The 17,859-nt window shown below is 39.6% G+C and carries 15 protein-coding genes and 1 pseudogene; 7 read left to right on the top strand and 9 right to left on the bottom strand.

Annotation, left to right across the window (positions count from 1 at the left end):
- The first annotated feature begins 90 nt into the window (after positions 1–90).
- Positions 91–288: a hypothetical protein gene (locus HT721_RS04385; RefSeq protein ID WP_050223462.1), complete on the top strand. Its 198-nt coding sequence runs from the start codon at positions 91–93 to the stop codon at positions 286–288.
- Positions 289–426: 138 nt separating this feature from the next.
- Here the strand turns inward: HT721_RS04385 and HT721_RS04380 are convergent, their stop codons facing one another.
- The 3 genes and pseudogenes from HT721_RS04380 to HT721_RS04370 all read right to left on the bottom strand — a co-directional run bounded on the left by HT721_RS04380 (position 427) and on the right by HT721_RS04370 (position 3,323).
- Positions 427–699 (bottom strand): PspC domain-containing protein, encoded by a 273-nt coding sequence (locus tag HT721_RS04380; protein WP_001085044.1) that lies wholly within the window; start codon positions 697–699, stop codon positions 427–429.
- 58 nt (positions 700–757) lie between these two features.
- Positions 758–1,207, bottom strand: a pseudogene (locus HT721_RS04375) (SprT family protein).
- Complete coding sequence (locus HT721_RS04370) at positions 1,194–3,323, bottom strand: Tex family protein (RefSeq protein ID WP_173212281.1); 2,130 nt, start codon at positions 3,321–3,323, stop codon at positions 1,194–1,196. Before HT721_RS04370 ends, HT721_RS04375 begins: the two are co-directional and overlap by 14 nt.
- A gap of 279 nt (positions 3,324–3,602) precedes the next feature.
- On the opposite strand from HT721_RS04370, the gene HT721_RS11260 reads away from it, so the two are divergent.
- From HT721_RS11260 to HT721_RS04360, 3 genes are read left to right on the top strand one after another with little or no spacing between them, the layout of a single operon-like run.
- Complete coding sequence (locus HT721_RS11260; protein WP_000268685.1) at positions 3,603–3,734, top strand: SPJ_0845 family protein; 132 nt, start codon at positions 3,603–3,605, stop codon at positions 3,732–3,734.
- The gene (locus tag HT721_RS04365) at positions 3,735–4,640 is read left to right on the top strand and encodes a permease (protein WP_023941381.1); all 906 of its coding nucleotides are present in this window, start codon (positions 3,735–3,737) and stop codon (positions 4,638–4,640) included.
- Positions 4,637–5,452, top strand: coding sequence for a TIGR03943 family protein (locus HT721_RS04360; protein ID WP_173212279.1), 816 nt, complete (start codon positions 4,637–4,639; stop codon positions 5,450–5,452). Before HT721_RS04365 ends, HT721_RS04360 begins: the two co-directional genes overlap by 4 nt.
- A 155-nt stretch (positions 5,453–5,607) precedes the next feature.
- On the opposite strand, the gene HT721_RS04355 is transcribed toward HT721_RS04360, so the two are convergent.
- The 3 genes from HT721_RS04355 to HT721_RS04345 all read right to left on the bottom strand — a co-directional run bounded on the left by HT721_RS04355 (position 5,608) and on the right by HT721_RS04345 (position 7,096).
- A complete protein-coding gene (locus HT721_RS04355; RefSeq protein WP_173212277.1) occupies positions 5,608–5,919 on the bottom strand; it encodes a hypothetical protein in 312 nt (103 codons plus the stop codon).
- A 112-nt stretch (positions 5,920–6,031) separates the two neighbouring features.
- A complete protein-coding gene (locus HT721_RS04350) occupies positions 6,032–6,211 on the bottom strand; it encodes a hypothetical protein (RefSeq protein ID WP_173212274.1) in 180 nt (59 codons plus the stop codon).
- A gap of 12 nt (positions 6,212–6,223) precedes the next feature.
- A complete protein-coding gene (locus HT721_RS04345) occupies positions 6,224–7,096 on the bottom strand; it encodes a DUF4300 family protein (protein ID WP_173212272.1) in 873 nt (290 codons plus the stop codon).
- Between the two features lie 764 nt (positions 7,097–7,860).
- On the opposite strand from HT721_RS04345, the gene HT721_RS04340 reads away from it, so the two are divergent.
- Complete coding sequence (locus tag HT721_RS04340; protein WP_173212270.1) at positions 7,861–8,067, top strand: S24 family peptidase; 207 nt, start codon at positions 7,861–7,863, stop codon at positions 8,065–8,067.
- A 788-nt stretch (positions 8,068–8,855) separates the two neighbouring features.
- Here HT721_RS04340 and pyk read toward each other — a convergent pair.
- From pyk to HT721_RS04325, 3 genes are all read right to left on the bottom strand, one after another.
- Positions 8,856–10,361 carry a pyruvate kinase gene (gene pyk, locus HT721_RS04335; protein ID WP_050224194.1) on the bottom strand — a complete coding sequence of 502 codons (1,506 nt, stop codon included), beginning with the start codon at positions 10,359–10,361 and terminating at the stop codon, positions 8,856–8,858.
- A 58-nt stretch (positions 10,362–10,419) separates the two neighbouring features.
- Positions 10,420–11,427, bottom strand: coding sequence for a 6-phosphofructokinase (gene pfkA, locus HT721_RS04330; protein WP_173212268.1), 1,008 nt, complete (start codon positions 11,425–11,427; stop codon positions 10,420–10,422).
- A gap of 82 nt (positions 11,428–11,509) precedes the next feature.
- The gene (locus HT721_RS04325) at positions 11,510–14,611 is read right to left on the bottom strand and encodes a DNA polymerase III subunit alpha (RefSeq protein ID WP_173212266.1); all 3,102 of its coding nucleotides are present in this window, start codon (positions 14,609–14,611) and stop codon (positions 11,510–11,512) included.
- Between the two features lie 345 nt (positions 14,612–14,956).
- On the opposite strand from HT721_RS04325, the gene HT721_RS04320 reads away from it, so the two are divergent.
- Together HT721_RS04320 and HT721_RS04315 are read left to right on the top strand one after the other, a co-directional pair.
- Positions 14,957–17,230 carry a Xaa-Pro dipeptidyl-peptidase gene (locus HT721_RS04320; RefSeq protein WP_173212264.1) on the top strand — a complete coding sequence of 758 codons (2,274 nt, stop codon included), beginning with the start codon at positions 14,957–14,959 and terminating at the stop codon, positions 17,228–17,230.
- Between the two features lie 18 nt (positions 17,231–17,248).
- Positions 17,249–17,719, top strand: coding sequence for an arginine repressor (locus tag HT721_RS04315; protein ID WP_001043011.1), 471 nt, complete (start codon positions 17,249–17,251; stop codon positions 17,717–17,719).
- Positions 17,720–17,859: the final 140 nt, after the last annotated feature.

Here is a 17,859-nt window from a genome sequence, read left to right as displayed (position 1 = left end):
CTAACATTTGAGTAAGCTTGCCTAGATAACATACCATTAAATTTAACACTAGCAAGTCGTTCAACCTATAAGGAAAGAAGGTGCGCTTTAATGAAACATAAAGAACATATACTCATCGGACTTCTCTATCTCCTCTCTCCATTCATCGGTCAGCTCTTAGTTGAAAAAACATACTTTATCGGTACAGAATTTACAGCTACTGCTTATGCTATTTGCTGGCTATCAGTTGTTATCAGCATCCACCATTTTTCAAAAAACGTATTGTCTCAGCAAGAAAAAACAGATTAGAAAACCTGAGTTTAAAATAATATTTTTAGTTTGTAGAAGAAGCTGGGAAAATCTTATTAAAAGTAAAAAAGCTTTAAATCAAGCAGTTTAGACTATTGATTTAAAGCTTTTTGCTTATTTCAAATCTTCTGTAGAACCTCACCAAAACCAGCCTTCATTATCGTCAATGGCTTGGGCTTCTTTTCGTTTACGTGGGCCTGTTCCGTACATTTCTGCTTCGATTTCTTCCTTGGTAGGCATGATAGAAGCTAGGATGATATAGATAATCACGCCAAGTCCAAAATTTGCGACTGTGAAAATGGCAAACAGAAAACGAACAAGGGTAACATCAAAGTTCCACTTGTCTGACAGACCTGCTAGAACTCCTGAAATCATGCGATTTCGTCTCATTTTATAAAATTTACTATTCATAATATTTCCTCTTTCTGCTAGGTTAGACATAGTATATCACGGGTAGGCTCGACTTTCATCAGTCCTCAGGCTGATTTATTAGTAGCAATTTACCTCGACAAAGTCCACAGCGATAGCGTTGAGTATCAATCCTTCTCTTACGCTGATAACTTTGCTGGCAAGATTGGCACTAATAGACTAGGTAGGCACTTTGAGATTGTGTTTTCAAGGGTGGTACATAGCGCAGTCCATCAACTTCTTTCAACAGTTCCTTAAAATCCCTATCCTTGTGTTGATAGCCCTTCCCTTGAAAATAGAGGTGATAGTGACAGAGTTCATGGCGAACAATTTTCCTAAAAACGTCTAAACCCAGCTCCTGATAAACCTTGGGATTAAAATCCAAATGCCCATCTTTGGGGAAAAATCGCCCACCTGTCGAACGTAGACGAGAATTCCACTGAGCTTGATGGATAAAAGGTCTGCCGAAGTCTTCTAGCGAAACTTGCTTGACGTAATCAGTTAGATTCATCTGGAGCTAGGAGCGACAGATTGACTTTTTCACGTTCAGTATCAATTTTCTTGACCCAAACAGTCACCAAATCTCCGACTGACACCACTTGGCTTGGGTGTTTGATAAATTTGTGACTCATATGGGAAATATGAATCAAGCCGTCCTCGTGAATCCCGATATCAACGAAGGCACCAAAGTCAACGACATTACGCACCACACCTTCCAGCTTCTGGCCGACTTTTAAGTCTTTAATATCCAAGACATCTTGACGAAGAACAGGTGCATCAAAAGAATCACGGAAATCACGACCTGGTTTTAGAAGGTCAGCAATGATATCTTTAAGAGTTTCTGGTCCAAGGTCTAGCTCTTGCGCCATTTCCTTGACTGAAAGCGACTTGAGTTTGCCTTGGGCTTCTTCGTTTAGGTCTTTAATATCTAAGCGTTTGAAGAGCTCCTTAACAGCACTGTAATTTTCTGGGTGAACTCCTGTATTATCAAGGATATTGCTACTTTCAGGGATACGAAGGAAACCAGCTGCCTGTTCAAAGGCCTTGGCCCCCAGACGAGGAACTTTCTTGATTTGAGCGCGTGAAGTGATTTTTCCTTCTTCCTCACGGTATTTGACAATATTTTCAGAGATAGTTTTGTTGAGTCCAGCAACGTGGGAAAGAAGAGCTGGACTAGCTGTATTGACATTGACACCGACTTGGTTTACCACTGTATCCACGACAAAATCCAGACTTTCAGACAGTTTCTTCTGACTGACATCGTGTTGATATTGACCGACACCGATTGACTTAGGATCGATTTTGACCAATTCGGCAAGAGGATCTTGCAAACGACGGGCGATAGAAATAGCAGAGCGTTTTTCAACGGTCAAATCTGGAAACTCCTGACGAGCAAGTTCGCTGGCAGAATAGACCGAAGCACCACTTTCATTTACAATGACATAACTAACCTCAGGAAAATCTTTCAGAACTTCCGCCACAAAGGCTTCACTTTCACGACTGGCCGTCCCATTTCCGATAGCAATAATTTCCACGCCATACTGACCAATCAAGTCTGCCAAATCTTTCTTGGCTTCTTCAATTTGACGAGCTGATGCTGGTTTGACAGGGTAAATGACCTGTGTTGTCAGCATTTTCCCTGTTGCATCCACGACAGCTAGCTTGGCACCTGTACGAAAGGCTGGGTCAAACCCAAGAACCACGCGCCCTTTCAGCGGAGCAACTAAGAGCAGATTGCGCAGATTGTCAGAAAAGAGTTGGATAGCCCCTTCTTCCGCTTTCTCAGTCAATTCTGTCCGAATACGTCGCTCGATAGCAGGCAAAACTTTTTTCTTAACTGACTGTTGAACAACTTCATCTATATAGGCGTTTTTCACCTTGAAACGAGCTGCAAAGAAAGCTAGAATGCGGTCCGTCGCATGTTCAAAACCAACCTTCAAGACACCTAGCTTCTCCCCACGATTGAGGGCCAAGGTACGATAACCTTGCATATTTCCAACCGTCTCTGAAAAATCATAATAAATCTGAAAAACCTGCTTTTCATCAAGACTTTCATCCTTGACTTGGGAAGTGAGTTTAGAGTGTCTCAGAACTTCCTGATAAGTCATGGAACGCAAGGCCACATCTTCCGATAAGGCTTCGACCAAGATATCAACTGCACCAGCCAAGGTTTCCTTACCAGTCGCAAATCCTTCACAGACAAACTTTTCAGCCTCTTTTTCTAAGTCGGCTACATTCTGCAAAATCAAGCGAGCAAGTGGGAAGAGTCCGGCTTCACGGGCAATGGTTGCCTTGGTCCGACGCTTTTCCTTGTATGGAAGATAGAGTTCTTCAACGTCCGCTAATTTTTCGGCAGCTAAGATAGCTTCTTCCAATTCCTTGGTCAACTTACCTTGTTCTTGAATCTTCGCCAAGACAGCTTCCTTGCGGTCATTGAGATTGGTCAGACTTTTATCCAAATCGATAATGGCCTTAATCGCCACCTCATCCAAACTACCAGTCATGTCCTTGCGATAACGCGCGATAAAGGGAATAGTCGCCCCTTCAGCTGTCAAACTTAGAACAGTATCAATTTGCTTTAACGTCACTCCCAAATCCTGAGAGATTTTTTCATATTTTTTATCCATAAATCTATTATACCACAAGCTGAAAGGCTTTCTCCAATCCTTTTTATACTCAATAAAAATCAAAAAGCAAACTAGGAAGCCAGCCACAGGTTGCTCAAAACACCGTTTTGAGGTTGTAGATAAGACTGACGAAGTCAGTCACATATATACGGCAAGGCGAAACTGACGTGGTTTGAAGAGATTTTCGAAGAGTATCAACTATCGAAAACAAATTAAAAAACTCCCTTTTCCTCAAAATAATAGTATAATAGAGGTAGAATTTAGAATTGAGGTACACCTATGGCTGTAAAATTTACAAAACGAGACGACTTGGACAAGATGTTTGAAGAGTTTGCTAAACTCCCAGATTTGAAGCAGGTCACTTTCCCTGATGACAAAGAGAAAAAAGCCAAAGCAGAAAAGAAAAACTAGATGACTGCTTTCCAACAACTCCCATCTAGTGTACTTCAGACTGGGGCTATTTTTCTCTCTATAATCATTGAAGCCCTACCCTTCGTTCTGATAGGAAGTATTGTCTCAGGGCTGATTGAGGTCTATATCACACCTGACAAGGTTTATCATTTTCTCCCTCGAAATCGTTGGGGGAGAATCTTTTTTGGGACCTTCGTTGGGATACTTTTCCCTTCTTGCGAATGTGGAATCGTCCCCATTATCAATCGTTTTCTGGAAAAGAAGGTTCCCAGTTACACGGCCGTTCCCTTTCTTGTGACAGCACCTGTTATCAATCCCATTGTTCTCTTTGCGACCTATTCTGCCTTTGGCAACTCCTTCCATATCGCCCTATTACGAGCTCTGGGTTCCATTCTTGTGGCTGTGATACTTGGGATTGTTCTAGGATTTTTCTGGCAAGAACCGATTCAAAAAGAAAATCGGTTGGCCTGTCATGAACATGATTTTTCTCACTTGACCCCTGCAAAAAAAGTTTTTCAGGTCTTTGTGCAAGCCATTGATGAATTTTTTGATACGGGGCGTTATTTGGTATTTGGCTGTCTCTTTGCCTCTGTTATACAGGTCTACGTTCCAACTCGGATTCTGACCTCTATCAGTGCGACCCCTCTTTTTGCCATTCTGCTCCTGATGCTTTTGGCCTTTCTTCTTTCGCTCTGTAGTGAGGCGGATGCCTTTATCGGTGCTTCTCTTCTCTCGAGTTTCGGTTTGGCACCAGTTCTGGCCTTTCTCGTCATTGGTCCAATGCTGGATATCAAAAATATTCTCATGATGAAAAATTACTTGAAAGTACGATTTATCAGTCACTTTATCACTATTGTGACTCTTGTCGTCTTAGTCTATTCTCTCTTGATTGGAGTCATCCTATGATTCGATTTTTAGTTTTAGCTGGCTATTTTGAACTGACTATTTACCTCCATCTGTCGGGCAAATTAAACCAGTACATCAACATGCACTATTCCTATCTGGCCTATATCTCCATGGTGCTTTCCTTTATTTTGGCAATTGTTCAACTGTATATCTGGATGAAGCAAGTCAAAACCCACAGTCATCTGAACAGCCGATTGGCCAAGATGACGAGTATTTCTCTTCTGGCTATTCCACTTGTCATCGGCTTAACTTTCCCAACTGTTAGCTTGGATTCTCAGACCGTTTCTGCCAAAGGCTATCATTTCCCCCTATCGGAAGGAACGGATCTGGCCATTCAGACAAGCGAAGGGACAACAAGCCAATATTTGAAACCAGATACCAGTTCTTATTTTTCAAAATCAGCCTATGAAAAGGAAATGCGAACGGCGGCGGATAAATACTTATCCCAAGATAGTATTCAGATCACTAATGAAAACTATATGGAGGTCATGGAAGCTATCTATGACTATCCAGATGAGTTTGAGGGCAAGACGGTCCAGTTTACAGGCTTTGTCTATAATGACCCCAGTCATGCCAATAGCCAATTTCTGTTCCGCTTCGGCATTATTCACTGTATCGCAGATTCTGGTGTCTATGGTTTGTTGACCAAGGGAAATACCCGTCAGTACGAAAACAATACCTGGATAACAGCCAAAGGAAAACTGGTCAATCACTATCATAAAGAACTCAAACAAAACCTCCCAACCTTGGAAATCGAAAGCTTTACCAAAGTCGATAAACCAGAAAATCCCTATGTTTATCGAGCTTTTTAAGAAAATCAAGATAAAAACGAACAAGTTCTCTTCTGAATAACAGAAAAAGAGCCTGTTCGTTTTTTGTTGAGTATTGTATAGTAGAATATAAATTGCGATTCTTAATATAATTTATAACTAGTGAACAATTCACAAATCAAATACATTTTCATTCTCTACTTAATACTATGCTTATTCATCTTTTGTTCAAAGATAGTCGTGATAATCTGACGCAAGTCTTCGCGTTCTTTTTCTGGAATCTCACCACTTGTTTGAGCTGCAGCGTAAAGCTCAGGGTGTTCGATTGAAATGCGTTTAATCGTGCGTGTTGTAGCATGTTTTCTGACGAAAAATGGGATTCGCTTAATCAAGTCTTGTGGTACTAGAGCAAGAATCTTCTCAGCAGTTTCCTTGTCACTAATCTTAGACGTAGTCAGCCCATTCTTTATCATTTCCTGTTCTTTTTCTGTAAAATCTTTTAATTCCATCTGATTGATCCTCCTATTTTCTCTAAGTTAAATTATAAACCAATCCAGATAAAACTACAAATGGACTGTTTGGAAATAGGTGCAATACTGTAAGGACGAGTCTGTTCTTTAATTATAAATCTTCCTCCTCAGTCACTTCCCATACTTCTGATTGATAGCCATTCCCATCAATATCGTATCTTTGGATATAGCCACTAAATTTTTCATTTTTTCTTGGTTTCTGGCTATTAACGATTGAAATAACCCACCAAGTCATCAAAAATAGAAATAAAAATCCTAAGATTATTGTCATATCATACCACCATTAAAGTTTAACCCACTTATCATTATCCATGATAAAAGGCTGAGCCAGTCCCTCGCCTGTATAATCCGCATACTTGGTGCCTAAATACTTGTAACAATCTTCCTTGCTGGCAAATTTAATCGCTTGGTAGGGCTCTTCGAAAGTCAATTTCTCTACAAATAAGAAGCCATCATCAGCAGGCACTAAGACGCCAACGTGGCCTACAAACAGATACTCACCATCCAGATTGTCGTGCAAGACTACAGACAGCATTCGAGCTTTGTCGTTAAATTGAAACTGGGAGAAGAATGTTTCCATCTTTTCAGCGTGAACATTGACATCTGTAGTTGCTTCAGTTGGAACTCTCGAAAATAGAATATCAAACTCTTCCTTATCTTGTGAATCAAAGACCTTTCCCTTATCAATCGCATCGTTATCTAGGAAAAGCATTTGATCATTCTTATCAAGTTTTGGAATGGTGACCGAATTTTTCAAAAGACAATAACTATTGATACGGCAGTTGGTTCCAACAAAATCGCCCTTCTTTTGATTCCAAAGGTTGCTAATTTTTTCAACATCGTATTCTGTATGAGTAAAGGAAGTGAAATCTCCTGATAAGCCAGTTGACCCGACAATGGTATTGTAATCATTAACGAGATTAAAAAAGGCATCAACACTATTTGGATCCAAGTGAGCTGATAAGAGAGATTTGACCTCTTCTGTACTTACCTGATTGTTTAGGTTGGTGTATGAAGCTTTCCATGGAACTTTCGTTGAACTACTTTGCCTTTGACTCGTCCCATCAGAAGTAGTATTTTGTTGTTGACAAGCAGCCAAGCCTAAAAACAAGGCAGAACAGATTCCTAGTGTAGCTAATTTTCTTGATTTCTTCATCTTTTTCTCCTAAATGTCTTGGATTAAAGTTTCTTTAACTACTGCTTTACAGATATTGATTACTTTCTCATTTAATGTGTTCATCGTCTTTCTCTCTGATTTGTTTTTTTGTTATTTCCTTAAACTTGATTTAATTATAGTAGGCGTTTCGTGCTCTGTCAACAAATTTTTTATGAAAACACAACAAAGTTTTCATTTTCGTGGATTTCGTGTTATGCTTTACTTATAAAAATAGAAAGCGATTTCATTTGTGGATAAAGAAGAGATTGCGATTGTTACAGTCTAAAAATAAAACAATATAGACTAGTAAATGGTTGGACTCAATAAAAATTGGGTACTAAGATAGGTATAAGTAAAAACACCATTGGAAATTATGAAAAAAGGGTTAGGACTACTAAGAAAAATACTATATTTGACTTAGCTAAAGTATTCAGTAGCTTGATTGATGCCTCTTTCCTCCAGTTCAAAAGGATTCTCCTAGCGATATCCAATCTATCTACGACCAACGGACACCATCCAGACAAGGTAAAATCCTGACCTATGCCGAGAGGCAACTGTATGAGCAGAAAAACGAAGATAAACGAAGTATCGTAAAAATCATCAGACTGGACGACTACAGACAGACTACTTACTCTCGTTTTAGGTAGTTTATCTCTGCAGGTAGCCGCTTGATGCAGGACGACGATTTAGATATGGAATTCCCATTCTATGAGGATGAAATCCCAGACGACTAAGACGCAATCGCTTATGTCGTCAGCAGGGCCATGGAGCCAAAGATAAGAAACGGCGACTACCTATTTATCAAGAATCCCCCACAGATTGACTATAATACCATCGGCATCTTCCAAGTAGACGGCGCTAACTATGTCAAGAAACTCCGCCAAGGCTACCTCAAAAAAACTCAATCCCGACATCCACCTAAACGAAAGCAACCATATTCGTACCATCGGAAAAATTGCCAGGCTGTATAGGGAGAATTAAAAAAGGGGGAGAATGGCGATATAAAACAAACAGATTTTAAAGGATTCGAAAAACTTTGAAAAAGTTCATTCTACATTTCAAAAAAAGAATAAGTGACCTAAAGCAGATTAGATTTTGTTAAACACTAGTGATATGTCAATTTAGAGAAAGGGATTTAAGATCACTTTGCAAAAGGCAAATACTAAACTAGCGAAACCGATAAATCAGCCCCTTAGTTCCCATATTTTCAGGCACACACTCCTTAGTACACTAGCTGAGAAGAATGCTATAATGGTTAGAGTGGAACACAAAGACGCTAAAACAATAAATAACATCTACACTCACGTAAGTAAAATAATGGAGCAAGCTGCTTTGGAGGTTTTAAATACCATATCATTAAATCGAAAATATATCAGATCGAATCTAGACAAGTAGATTCCGATTGCTAAAATATTTGTAGAAATTCATTTGAATTTCCTAAGCACTTTGTGCATATCTTATTTCATACTCAATGAAAATCAAAGAGCAAACTAGGAAGCTAGCCGCAGGTTGCTCAAAGCACTGCTTTGAGGTTGTAGATAGAACTGACGAAGTCAGCTCAAAACACTGTTTTGAGGTTGCAGATAGAACTGACGAAGTCAGTAACCATATATACGGTAAGGCGACGCTGACGTGGTTTGAAGAGATTTTCGAAGAGTATCAATCCATTATGAAAGTTTTGCCTCTTTCTTACCCTCTATACAAAAAAAGCCTATCACACAAGCTCTAAAGCTGGATATGATAGGTTTTTATATTTTTCTTAACGTACTGTGCGGATACGCATTGTGTTTGTGCGAACAGCTTCTCCTACTGGTACACCAGCAACGATAACAATATCGTCACCAGATTCTACAAGACCTGCTTCAACTGCTTTACGTTCAGCAATTTCGAACATATCGTCAGTTGAAGATGGAGCATCTGTTAACATTGGGATAACACCCCAGTTCAACATCAAACCACGTTCTGTCAATTCGTCAAATGTCAATGCTAAGATGTCAGCATTTGGACGGTATTTAGAAATCAAACGTGCAGTGTGACCTGTCTTAGTAAGAGTTACAACCAATTTAATGTCCATTGAGTTAGTCGCATCTTTAACAGCTGAAGCCATTACTTCTGTCTTAGAGTTACGTTCGAATGAATCTGAATCCAAACGTCCGTATTCATTAAGAAGAGTTTGAGCATTCTTGTCGATTGTAGCCATTGTAGTTACTGACTCGAGTGGGTATTTACCGTTTGCAGACTCGCCTGATAGCATTGTAGCGTCAGTACCGTCGATAACAGCATTAAATACGTCTGATACTTCTGAACGAGTTGCACGTGGTTTTTCAGTCATTGTTTCAAGCATGTTTGTTGCAGTGATAACAACTTTACCTGCAGCATTGACTTTCTTGATAATCATTTTTTGGTAAACTGGAACCATTTCGAATGGTACTTCGATACCCATGTCACCACGAGCGATCATGATACCATCAGCTGCTTCGATGATTTCATCCAAGTTATCGATACCTTGTTGGTTTTCGATTTTAGCGAACAATTGAACATGTCCGTTTCCAGTTTCTTCACAGATTGCACGAACTTCGTTCACATCTTTTGCAGTACGTACGAATGAAATCGCGATGAAGTTGATACCTTGTTCAAGACCGAAACGGATATCGTCGTTATCGCGTTCAGCAAGAGCTGGGAAAGGAATTTTAGTGTTAGGGATGTTCACACCTTTTTGTTTAGCAATTACGCCATCATTTTCAACTTCAACTTCAAACTCACGAGTTGCGTCATCTTTAGCAACAACACGAAGACCAAGTTTACCATCGTCAACCAAAACTTGACGACCAACTTCAACATCATCATAAATATCAAGAGCACCAGCAACGTTCAATGCAATCACTTCACGAGTTGATTTGATTCCTTGTTTAGTTGCAACACGGATTTTTTCACCAGTTTTGTATGAATATTCTTTAGCTTCACCTTCGAACAATTCTGTACGGATTTCTGGTCCTTTTGTATCAAGAAGGAAACCAACTTTTTTACCTGCAAGTTTTTCAGCAAGTTTAACAGTTGCCATACGCTCACCTTGTTCTTGGTGGTCACCGTGTGAGAAGTTGAAACGGAATGTGTTAGCACCAGCTTCAATCAATTTAGCAATGTTTTTAGCTGAAGCTTCAACATCAAGTTTTTCACCCCAGTATCCGTCATCACCGAATTTTTTACCACCACGGATTTCTACCGCAGGACCCAAAGTTGCAACGATTTTTACACGTTTGTTCATGATTTTTTGTGACTCCTTTATATATATGACCTTTTGGTCTTATTAACTAAATTATGAATTATGACAAGCAATTGTTCAATTGTGACAGGTCAAGATCAGCTTTGTGTGGATTATTTACAATAATCTTACCGTCTGCTGCCAAACTAAACAATGCTCCTTCTTCTGCAGTACCAAGAATTGGATTTTCAACCATTTTTTCGTTACGAATACCTACCGCAACACCACCGATACCTTTTTTAAGAAGTTTAACGGCATGGGCACCCATACGTGACGCCAATACACGGTCACGCGCAGTTGGAGAACCACCACGTTGAATATGTCCAAGTTCTGTCACACGAAGATCGGTCGTATCTCCAGCTTCTTTTAGTTTTTGAGCAAATTCATCTGCTGACATAACACCCTCTGCCAAAACGATGATATTGTGTCTTTTACCACATTCATAGCCAGCTCTGATGCTTGCTACGATATCTTCAATTTTGAAGTCTTCTTCAGGGATGATAATTTCATCAGCACCAGTTGCGATACCAGCCCAAAGAGCGATATCACCAGCGTTACGCCCCATAACTTCGATGACAAAAGTACGACGGTGACTTAATGATGTATCACGAATCTTATCGATAGCGTCCATAGCAGTCGTAACCGCTGTGTCAAAACCGATTGTGAAGTCAGTACCAACGATATCGTTATCAATTGTACCTGGAAGACCGATAGCTGGGAAACCATGCTCAGTCAAACGCATAGCACCGTGGTAAGATCCGTCTCCACCGATAACAACTACACCTTCAATGCCGTGTTTTTTTAATTGCTCAATCCCTTTTAGTTGCCCTTCAAGTTGAGCGAACTCTGGGTAACGAGCTGAGTGAAGGAAAGTACCACCACGAGAAATGATGTTTCCTACTGAAGCCGCATTTAAGGGATGAATTTCACCGGCAACCATACCAGCATATCCGTCATAGATACCAAACACTTCCATTCCTTCTGAAATTGCTTGACGAACAACTGCACGGATAGCAGCGTTCATACCAGGGGCGTCTCCACCACTAGTTAAAACAGCAATACGTTTCATATTGGTTTATGCTCCTTTTTCTTTTAACATTCTTCTTGATTATACCACATTTGATTTTAAAATTCTTCTATTTTCCGTATTTTTAGCGATAAATCGTTTTCATAGCGATTTCATTCAATTTCTCCTCTAATTCATTGGATTTAGCTACAAAATGATGAGGGGAAACGATTGTTTTCTGTTCTTCTTCATACCTGATAATGACTGGGATTGGGCCCTTATACTGGTCTAAAATACGTGAAATTTCTTGATCCGAATCATAATTTTTTACCTGTATCCAAAAGCGTTCAGCAACTGCTTCTCTTATTTCTTGTGCAATCATTTGCAGACGGCCATCACGTGACTGGATTTTTCCTTTTATATAGTAGAAGGCTCCCTCTTTTATTTCCTGCCCAACCTGACGATATAAGTCTGAAAAGAGAGTGACATCCAATTTTTTCTTACTGTCATCTACCTGTAAGAAAGCCATGTTTTCGCCCTTTTTGGTACGAATTACTTTTATTTTCTGAACTTCAACCAAAATAATAGCGTAGCTATTTTCTGACAAATTCCCAATTGGAGTAATCGGGTAAATAGCCTTATTTGCAATAGCTTGTAGGGGATGTTTGCTGACACCTATCCCTAAAAGCTCTTGTTCCATATAGAATTTTTCTTGTTCCGTCCAATCTTCCGATTCCTGCCAACTATAAATAGTATCTCCAAACAAACTTCCTAACTCTTTTACAAATTCAAATAGATTAACTAAATTATTGAATACTTTTTGACGATTTCTTTCAAATGAATCAAAAAGACCAACTTTTACCAAAGGTTCTAGCAGAGGAAGTTTCAGATAATTCTCAGGTAATTTAGCTACAAAATCTTCAATGCTAGAATAAGGTCTATTTTCAATAATCCAAAGCGCCAAATCCTTGCTGACTCCCTTAATCGATTTCAATCCTAGATAGATGGACTTGTTGGCAATTTTATCGTGATAGGGAATGGTGTTGATGGACAGAGGCGCCACTTCAAAGCCTGCTTCTAAGGCATCTGTTAAGTAATCACTGTTGGCAGAATTCAACATGACCTGATAAAAAATGGCTGGATAATGCGTTTTGAAATAAGCCAACTGAAAGGCCAAGGCTGAGTATGCATAGGCATGTGACCTGTTAAAACCATAACCTGCAAACTTCTCCATGACATCAAAGACCTGCTCTGCCTTTTCCGCAGTATGTCCAGCTTCTAATGAACCTTGAATAAAAGAAGCCCTCATCTCATGCATGGCAGAGGCATCCTTTTTCCCCATAGCTCGGCGCAAAATATCGGCTTTCCCAAGACTAAATCCAGCAAAACGCTGAGCAACCTGCATAACCTGCTCCTGATAGAGCATAATTCCGTAAGTTGGAGCCAAAATATCCTCCAGTACTGGATCCAGAACAGTCACTTCTTCCTGCCCATGCTTTCTTGCCACAAAATTATTGATATAGTCACTAGCGCCTGGTCGATTTAGAGAAGTAGTTGCTACGACATCCTCAAAACAGACTGGTTGCACACGCTTAAGCAGACGAATGGCACCTGGTTGCTCAAATTGAAAGATACCTTTTGTATTGCCAGAAGCAAATAAAGCTAACGTTTCTTTGTCTTCCAAATCTATTTCTTCAATTTTAAGGTGAATATCTTCTGTTTCAGCAAGCAACTCTTGCATTTTCTGGACAAAGGTCAAATTTCGTAGTCCCAGAAAATCCATCTTCAAAAGCCCACTAGCTTCAACTCCATGAGCATCATACTGAGTCAATGGAATTTCGTCACCATGCTTTAGAGGGATGTAGTTGGTCAAATCTTGGTCGCTAATCACAACACCAGCCGCATGGACAGAAGTTTGTCTTGGATAGCCCTCAATCTTGCAAGCAATTTCAAAGGCTTTTTGGTATTCTAACTTACTATTGATTTGCTGACGAAACTGGAGGTTACCCTCATAAGCCGACTTAAGATTGTCCCGGAAACTGATTTTCTTAGTAATTGCAGATAATTCATACTCTGGCACACCATAGCGTTTCAAAACATCTCGCAAGGCCTGCTTGGCGCCAAAGGTAGAAAAAGTAACGATTTGCGCCGCATGTTTACTACCGTATTTATTGCCAACATACCTGATAAAATCTGGACGATAAATATCAGGAATATCAATATCAATATCAGGCATGGTATAGCGTTCACGATTGAGGAAACGTTCAAAAATCAGATTTTTCTCTACTGGGTCAATTCCTGTAATGTCCAAGGCATAGGAAACCAAGCTACCAACTGCGGAACCCCGTCCCATGCCCATATAATAACCATTCAAGCGTCCAAAACGCAGCAAATCCCAGACAACCAAGAAATAATCATCAAAACCCATATCATGAATAACAGCCAATTCTTGGTCTAGTCGATCTTGATATTCTTTACTAGACAATCCCTTCTGGGCAAGCCCAAGCTCAGCACGTTCTCTCAACTCTTCTACTGCTGGTCTAGCTGGGTTAAAACGAGGCAGTTTCAAACTAGTATCCAAATCGTAAGAAATACCTGAAATAAGCTTTTCTAAGTTTTCCAAGGCTTGCGGAAATCGTTCTAGGAATAATTTCTCTAAAGAATTTGCTGATATAAAGACATCTTGTCGTGAACGCAAGGGAACTTCTCTGAGCGGTAGGTTTTCTTTAATTGCTGTTAAGACTTGCAGAACTTCTCTATCCCTACTTTCAAAGACATTGACCCGATAGAGGGGTAAGATAGGACGATAAAATTCGCTTACCAGTGTTTCCGGATAAACCCCTATATAGTAATCACAGCCTAGATTTAGTGATTCAAGCTCTTCAAAATAAGGCACAATTACCGCGATATCCTCTAGGTACTGAGACAGGACTGACCAAGTTTTCTCCCCCTGCATCTTGGCTGTTGAAAGCTTCATCAACTGCTGATAGCCCACACTAGATAGAGCTAAAAAGCGCAGATTCACTTCCTGAGCATCCACAAATACAGTCATTTCAAGCCCTAATAAAGGATGAATGCCATATTTTTTTGTAACCTCTAGAAAGTCAAAAGCACCATAAAGATTATCAATATCCATTATAGCCAGATGAGTGTAGCCGAATTCTTTAGCTGCTCTCACATACTTGGTGATTGAAATGACACTCTCCATAAAACTATAGACTGTTTTTGTATCTAGTTGTGCGATCAATTTACACTTCTCCTCTATCCTTCTCACTATATTATACCATTTTCACCTATAAAAGGCTTCTCTTGAGAAACATTTCATCAGCGTACTAATTTACTTTTTATTCATTTGTGTTTTTGTCATTATTTTTTATATTTATACTATATTATATATAAAATAGAAAACATACAATATAAATCTCCTAGAATTTTTATATTATACCCATTACGTCTATTATTACACTGTTCTCTATATTGAATTTAGCACTTTATTCATTTTTATTGGATTATTTCCTTTTGCAGTTAACAATTCCCTTTCTGCTTTTTTTTTGATATAATAACCTTAACTATCATTCTATATGGAGGTTCTATGCGTTTTAATCAATATAGTTATATCACTTTTCCAAAAGAAAATATCTTATCTGAACTAAAAAAATGTGGCTTTGATTTACAAAACACAGCCAATCCCAAGGAATTACTGGAAACTTTTTTACGTCGCTTCTTTTTCACTTATGAGAACACCGACTATCCACTCTCCTGCTTGGCTATAGACAAAGAAACTAACATATTAACTTTTTTCAAATCTGATAAAGACTTGACAGCAGATATTTTTTATACTGTTACTTTTCAACTTTTAGGCTTTTCTTATTTGGTTGACTTCGAAGACAGTGAAGCTTTTCGTAAAGAGACTGGATTTCCTATTGTATACGATGACTTGATTGAAAATCTCTATCAGTTACTCAATACTCGCACCAAAAAAGGGAATACCCTGATTCATCAACTGGTAAGCGACGGTCTTATCTCTGAGGATAATGACTATCACTACTTTAACGGCAAAAGTTTAGCAACTTTTTCCAGCCATGATGTCATTCGTGAAGTCGTTTACGTTGAGTCTCGTGTCGATACTGACCAAAAAGGTCTTCCAGACTTAGTCAAGGTCAGCATTATTCGTCCTCGTTTTGATGGAAAAATCCCTGCCATCATGACAGCCAGCCCTTATCATCAGGGAACAAATGACAAGGCAAGCGATAAGGCTCTCTACAAGATGGAGGGCGAGCTTGAGGTAAAGCCTGCTCATAAGATTGAACTAGAGGAACCTCAACTCAATCTCGTCCAACCCCAAGGCCAAGCTGAGCTTGTGTCGGAAGCTGAGGAAAAGCTAAGCCACATCAACTCTAGCTATACTCTTAATGACTATTTCCTTCCACGAGGTTTTGCCAATCTCTATGTGTCAGGTATTGGTACCAAAGACTCTACTGGTTTCATGACTAATGGAGACTACCAGCAAATCGAGGCTTATAAAAATGTCATCGATTGGCTTAATGGCCGTTGCCGTGCCTTTACTGACCACACGCGCCAACGTCAAGTCAAAGCTGACTGGTCAAACGGAAAAGTTGCCACAACTGGACTTTCCTATCTTGGAACTATGTCCAATGGGCTTGCGACTACAGGCGTCGATGGTTTAGAAGTAATCATTGCTGAGGCTGGCATTTCTTCATGGTACAACTACTACCGTGAAAACGGTCTGGTAACTAGTCCAGGCGGTTATCCCGGTGAGGACTTTGACTCCCTTGCTGAGTTAACCTATTCTCGTAATCTCTTGGCTGGCGACTATATCCGTGGCAATGAAGCTCACCAAGCTGACTTAGAAAAAGTAAAGGAACAACTAGATCGCAAGACCGGCGACTATAACCAGTTTTGGCATGATCGCAACTATCTGCTCAATGCCCATAATGTAAAAGCAGAGGTTGTCTTTACCCACGGTTCACAGGATTGGAATGTCAAACCACTTCATGTTTACCAGATGTTCCATGCCCTTCCTAATCATATAAACAAGCACCTCTTTTTCCATAATGGTGCCCATGTTTATATGAATAACTGGCAGTCCATTGATTTCCGTGAAGCCATGAATGCCTTATTGACTAAAAAATTACTGGGACAAGATACAGATTTCCAACTTCCTACTCTTATCTGGCAGGACAATACAGCTCCACAGACTTGGCTATCACTTGATAACTTCGGTGGGCAAGAAAACTTTGAAACCTTCTCACTTGGGCAAGAAGAGCAAGCTATTCAAAACCAGTACCCAGATAAGGATTTTGAGCGTTATGGTAAGACCTACCAGACCTTCAATACGGAACTCTATCAAGGGAAAGCCAATCAGATTACTATTGACCTGCCTGTGACTAAAGATCTCCACCTGAACGGTCGCGCTCAGCTTAATCTTCGTATCAAATCCAGCACAAACAAGGGGTTCTTATCTGCTCAACTACTGGAACTTGGTCAAAAGAAATACCTACAACCTTATCCAGCTATTTTAAGTGCTAAAACCATTGATAATGGACGCTACCACATGTTGGAAAATCTCTGTGAATTACCATTTAGGCCAGATGCACAACGAGTCGTGACAAAAGGCTACCTTAATTTACAAAATAGAACTGATCTACTGTTAGTAGAGGATATTACTGCAGATGAATGGATGGATGTGCAATTTGAACTGCAACCAACTATTTATAAGCTAAAAGAAGGAGATACTCTTCGTTTAGTCCTCTATACTACTGACTTTGAAATCACAATCCGTGACAATACCGACTACCACTTGACTGTCGACCTCACTCAGTCCACACTTACAATACCTTACTAAAAAAGGAGTTAAATTATTATGAATAAATCAGAACACCGACACCAACTTATACGCGCTCTTGTCGCAAAAAACAAGATTCATACACAGGCTGAATTGCAGTCCCTTCTTGCTGAGAACGACATTCAAGTGACCCAGGCAACCCTCTCACGCGACATCAAAAATATGAACCTATCAAAAGTCCGCGAAGAAGATAACGCTTATTATGTTCTTAATAATGGTTCCATCTCAAAATGGGAAAAACGTTTGGAAAACTATATGGAAGATGCCCTCATCATGTTGCGACCTATTCAGCACCAAGTCCTACTCAAAACTCTTCCTGGTCTAGCACAATCGTTCGCTACAATTATTGATGCTCTTGATTTCCAATATATTATCGCAACCCTTTGTGGTGATGATGTTTGCCTTATCATCTGTGAAGATACAGATGCTGCTCAAAAGTGCTTTGAAGAACTGAAAAAATTCGCCCCACCATTTTTCTTTGAAGAATAATAAATGACTACAACTAACAATTATGCTTTAAAAAACCTGGTAGAAAGTCTTTAACATCAGAAAACGCATAGTATCAAGTGTTGAAAACCCTTGATACTATGCGTTTTGCTTTATCCTAGGAAGATTTATACTCTTCGAAA

Origin of the sequence: Streptococcus sp. 4094 (assembly GCF_013277125.1) — a bacterium.
Classification (GTDB): Bacteria; Bacillota; Bacilli; order Lactobacillales; family Streptococcaceae; genus Streptococcus.
Note: the sequence above shows the minus strand (reverse complement) of the source record. Positions and strands in the feature narration are given on the sequence as shown.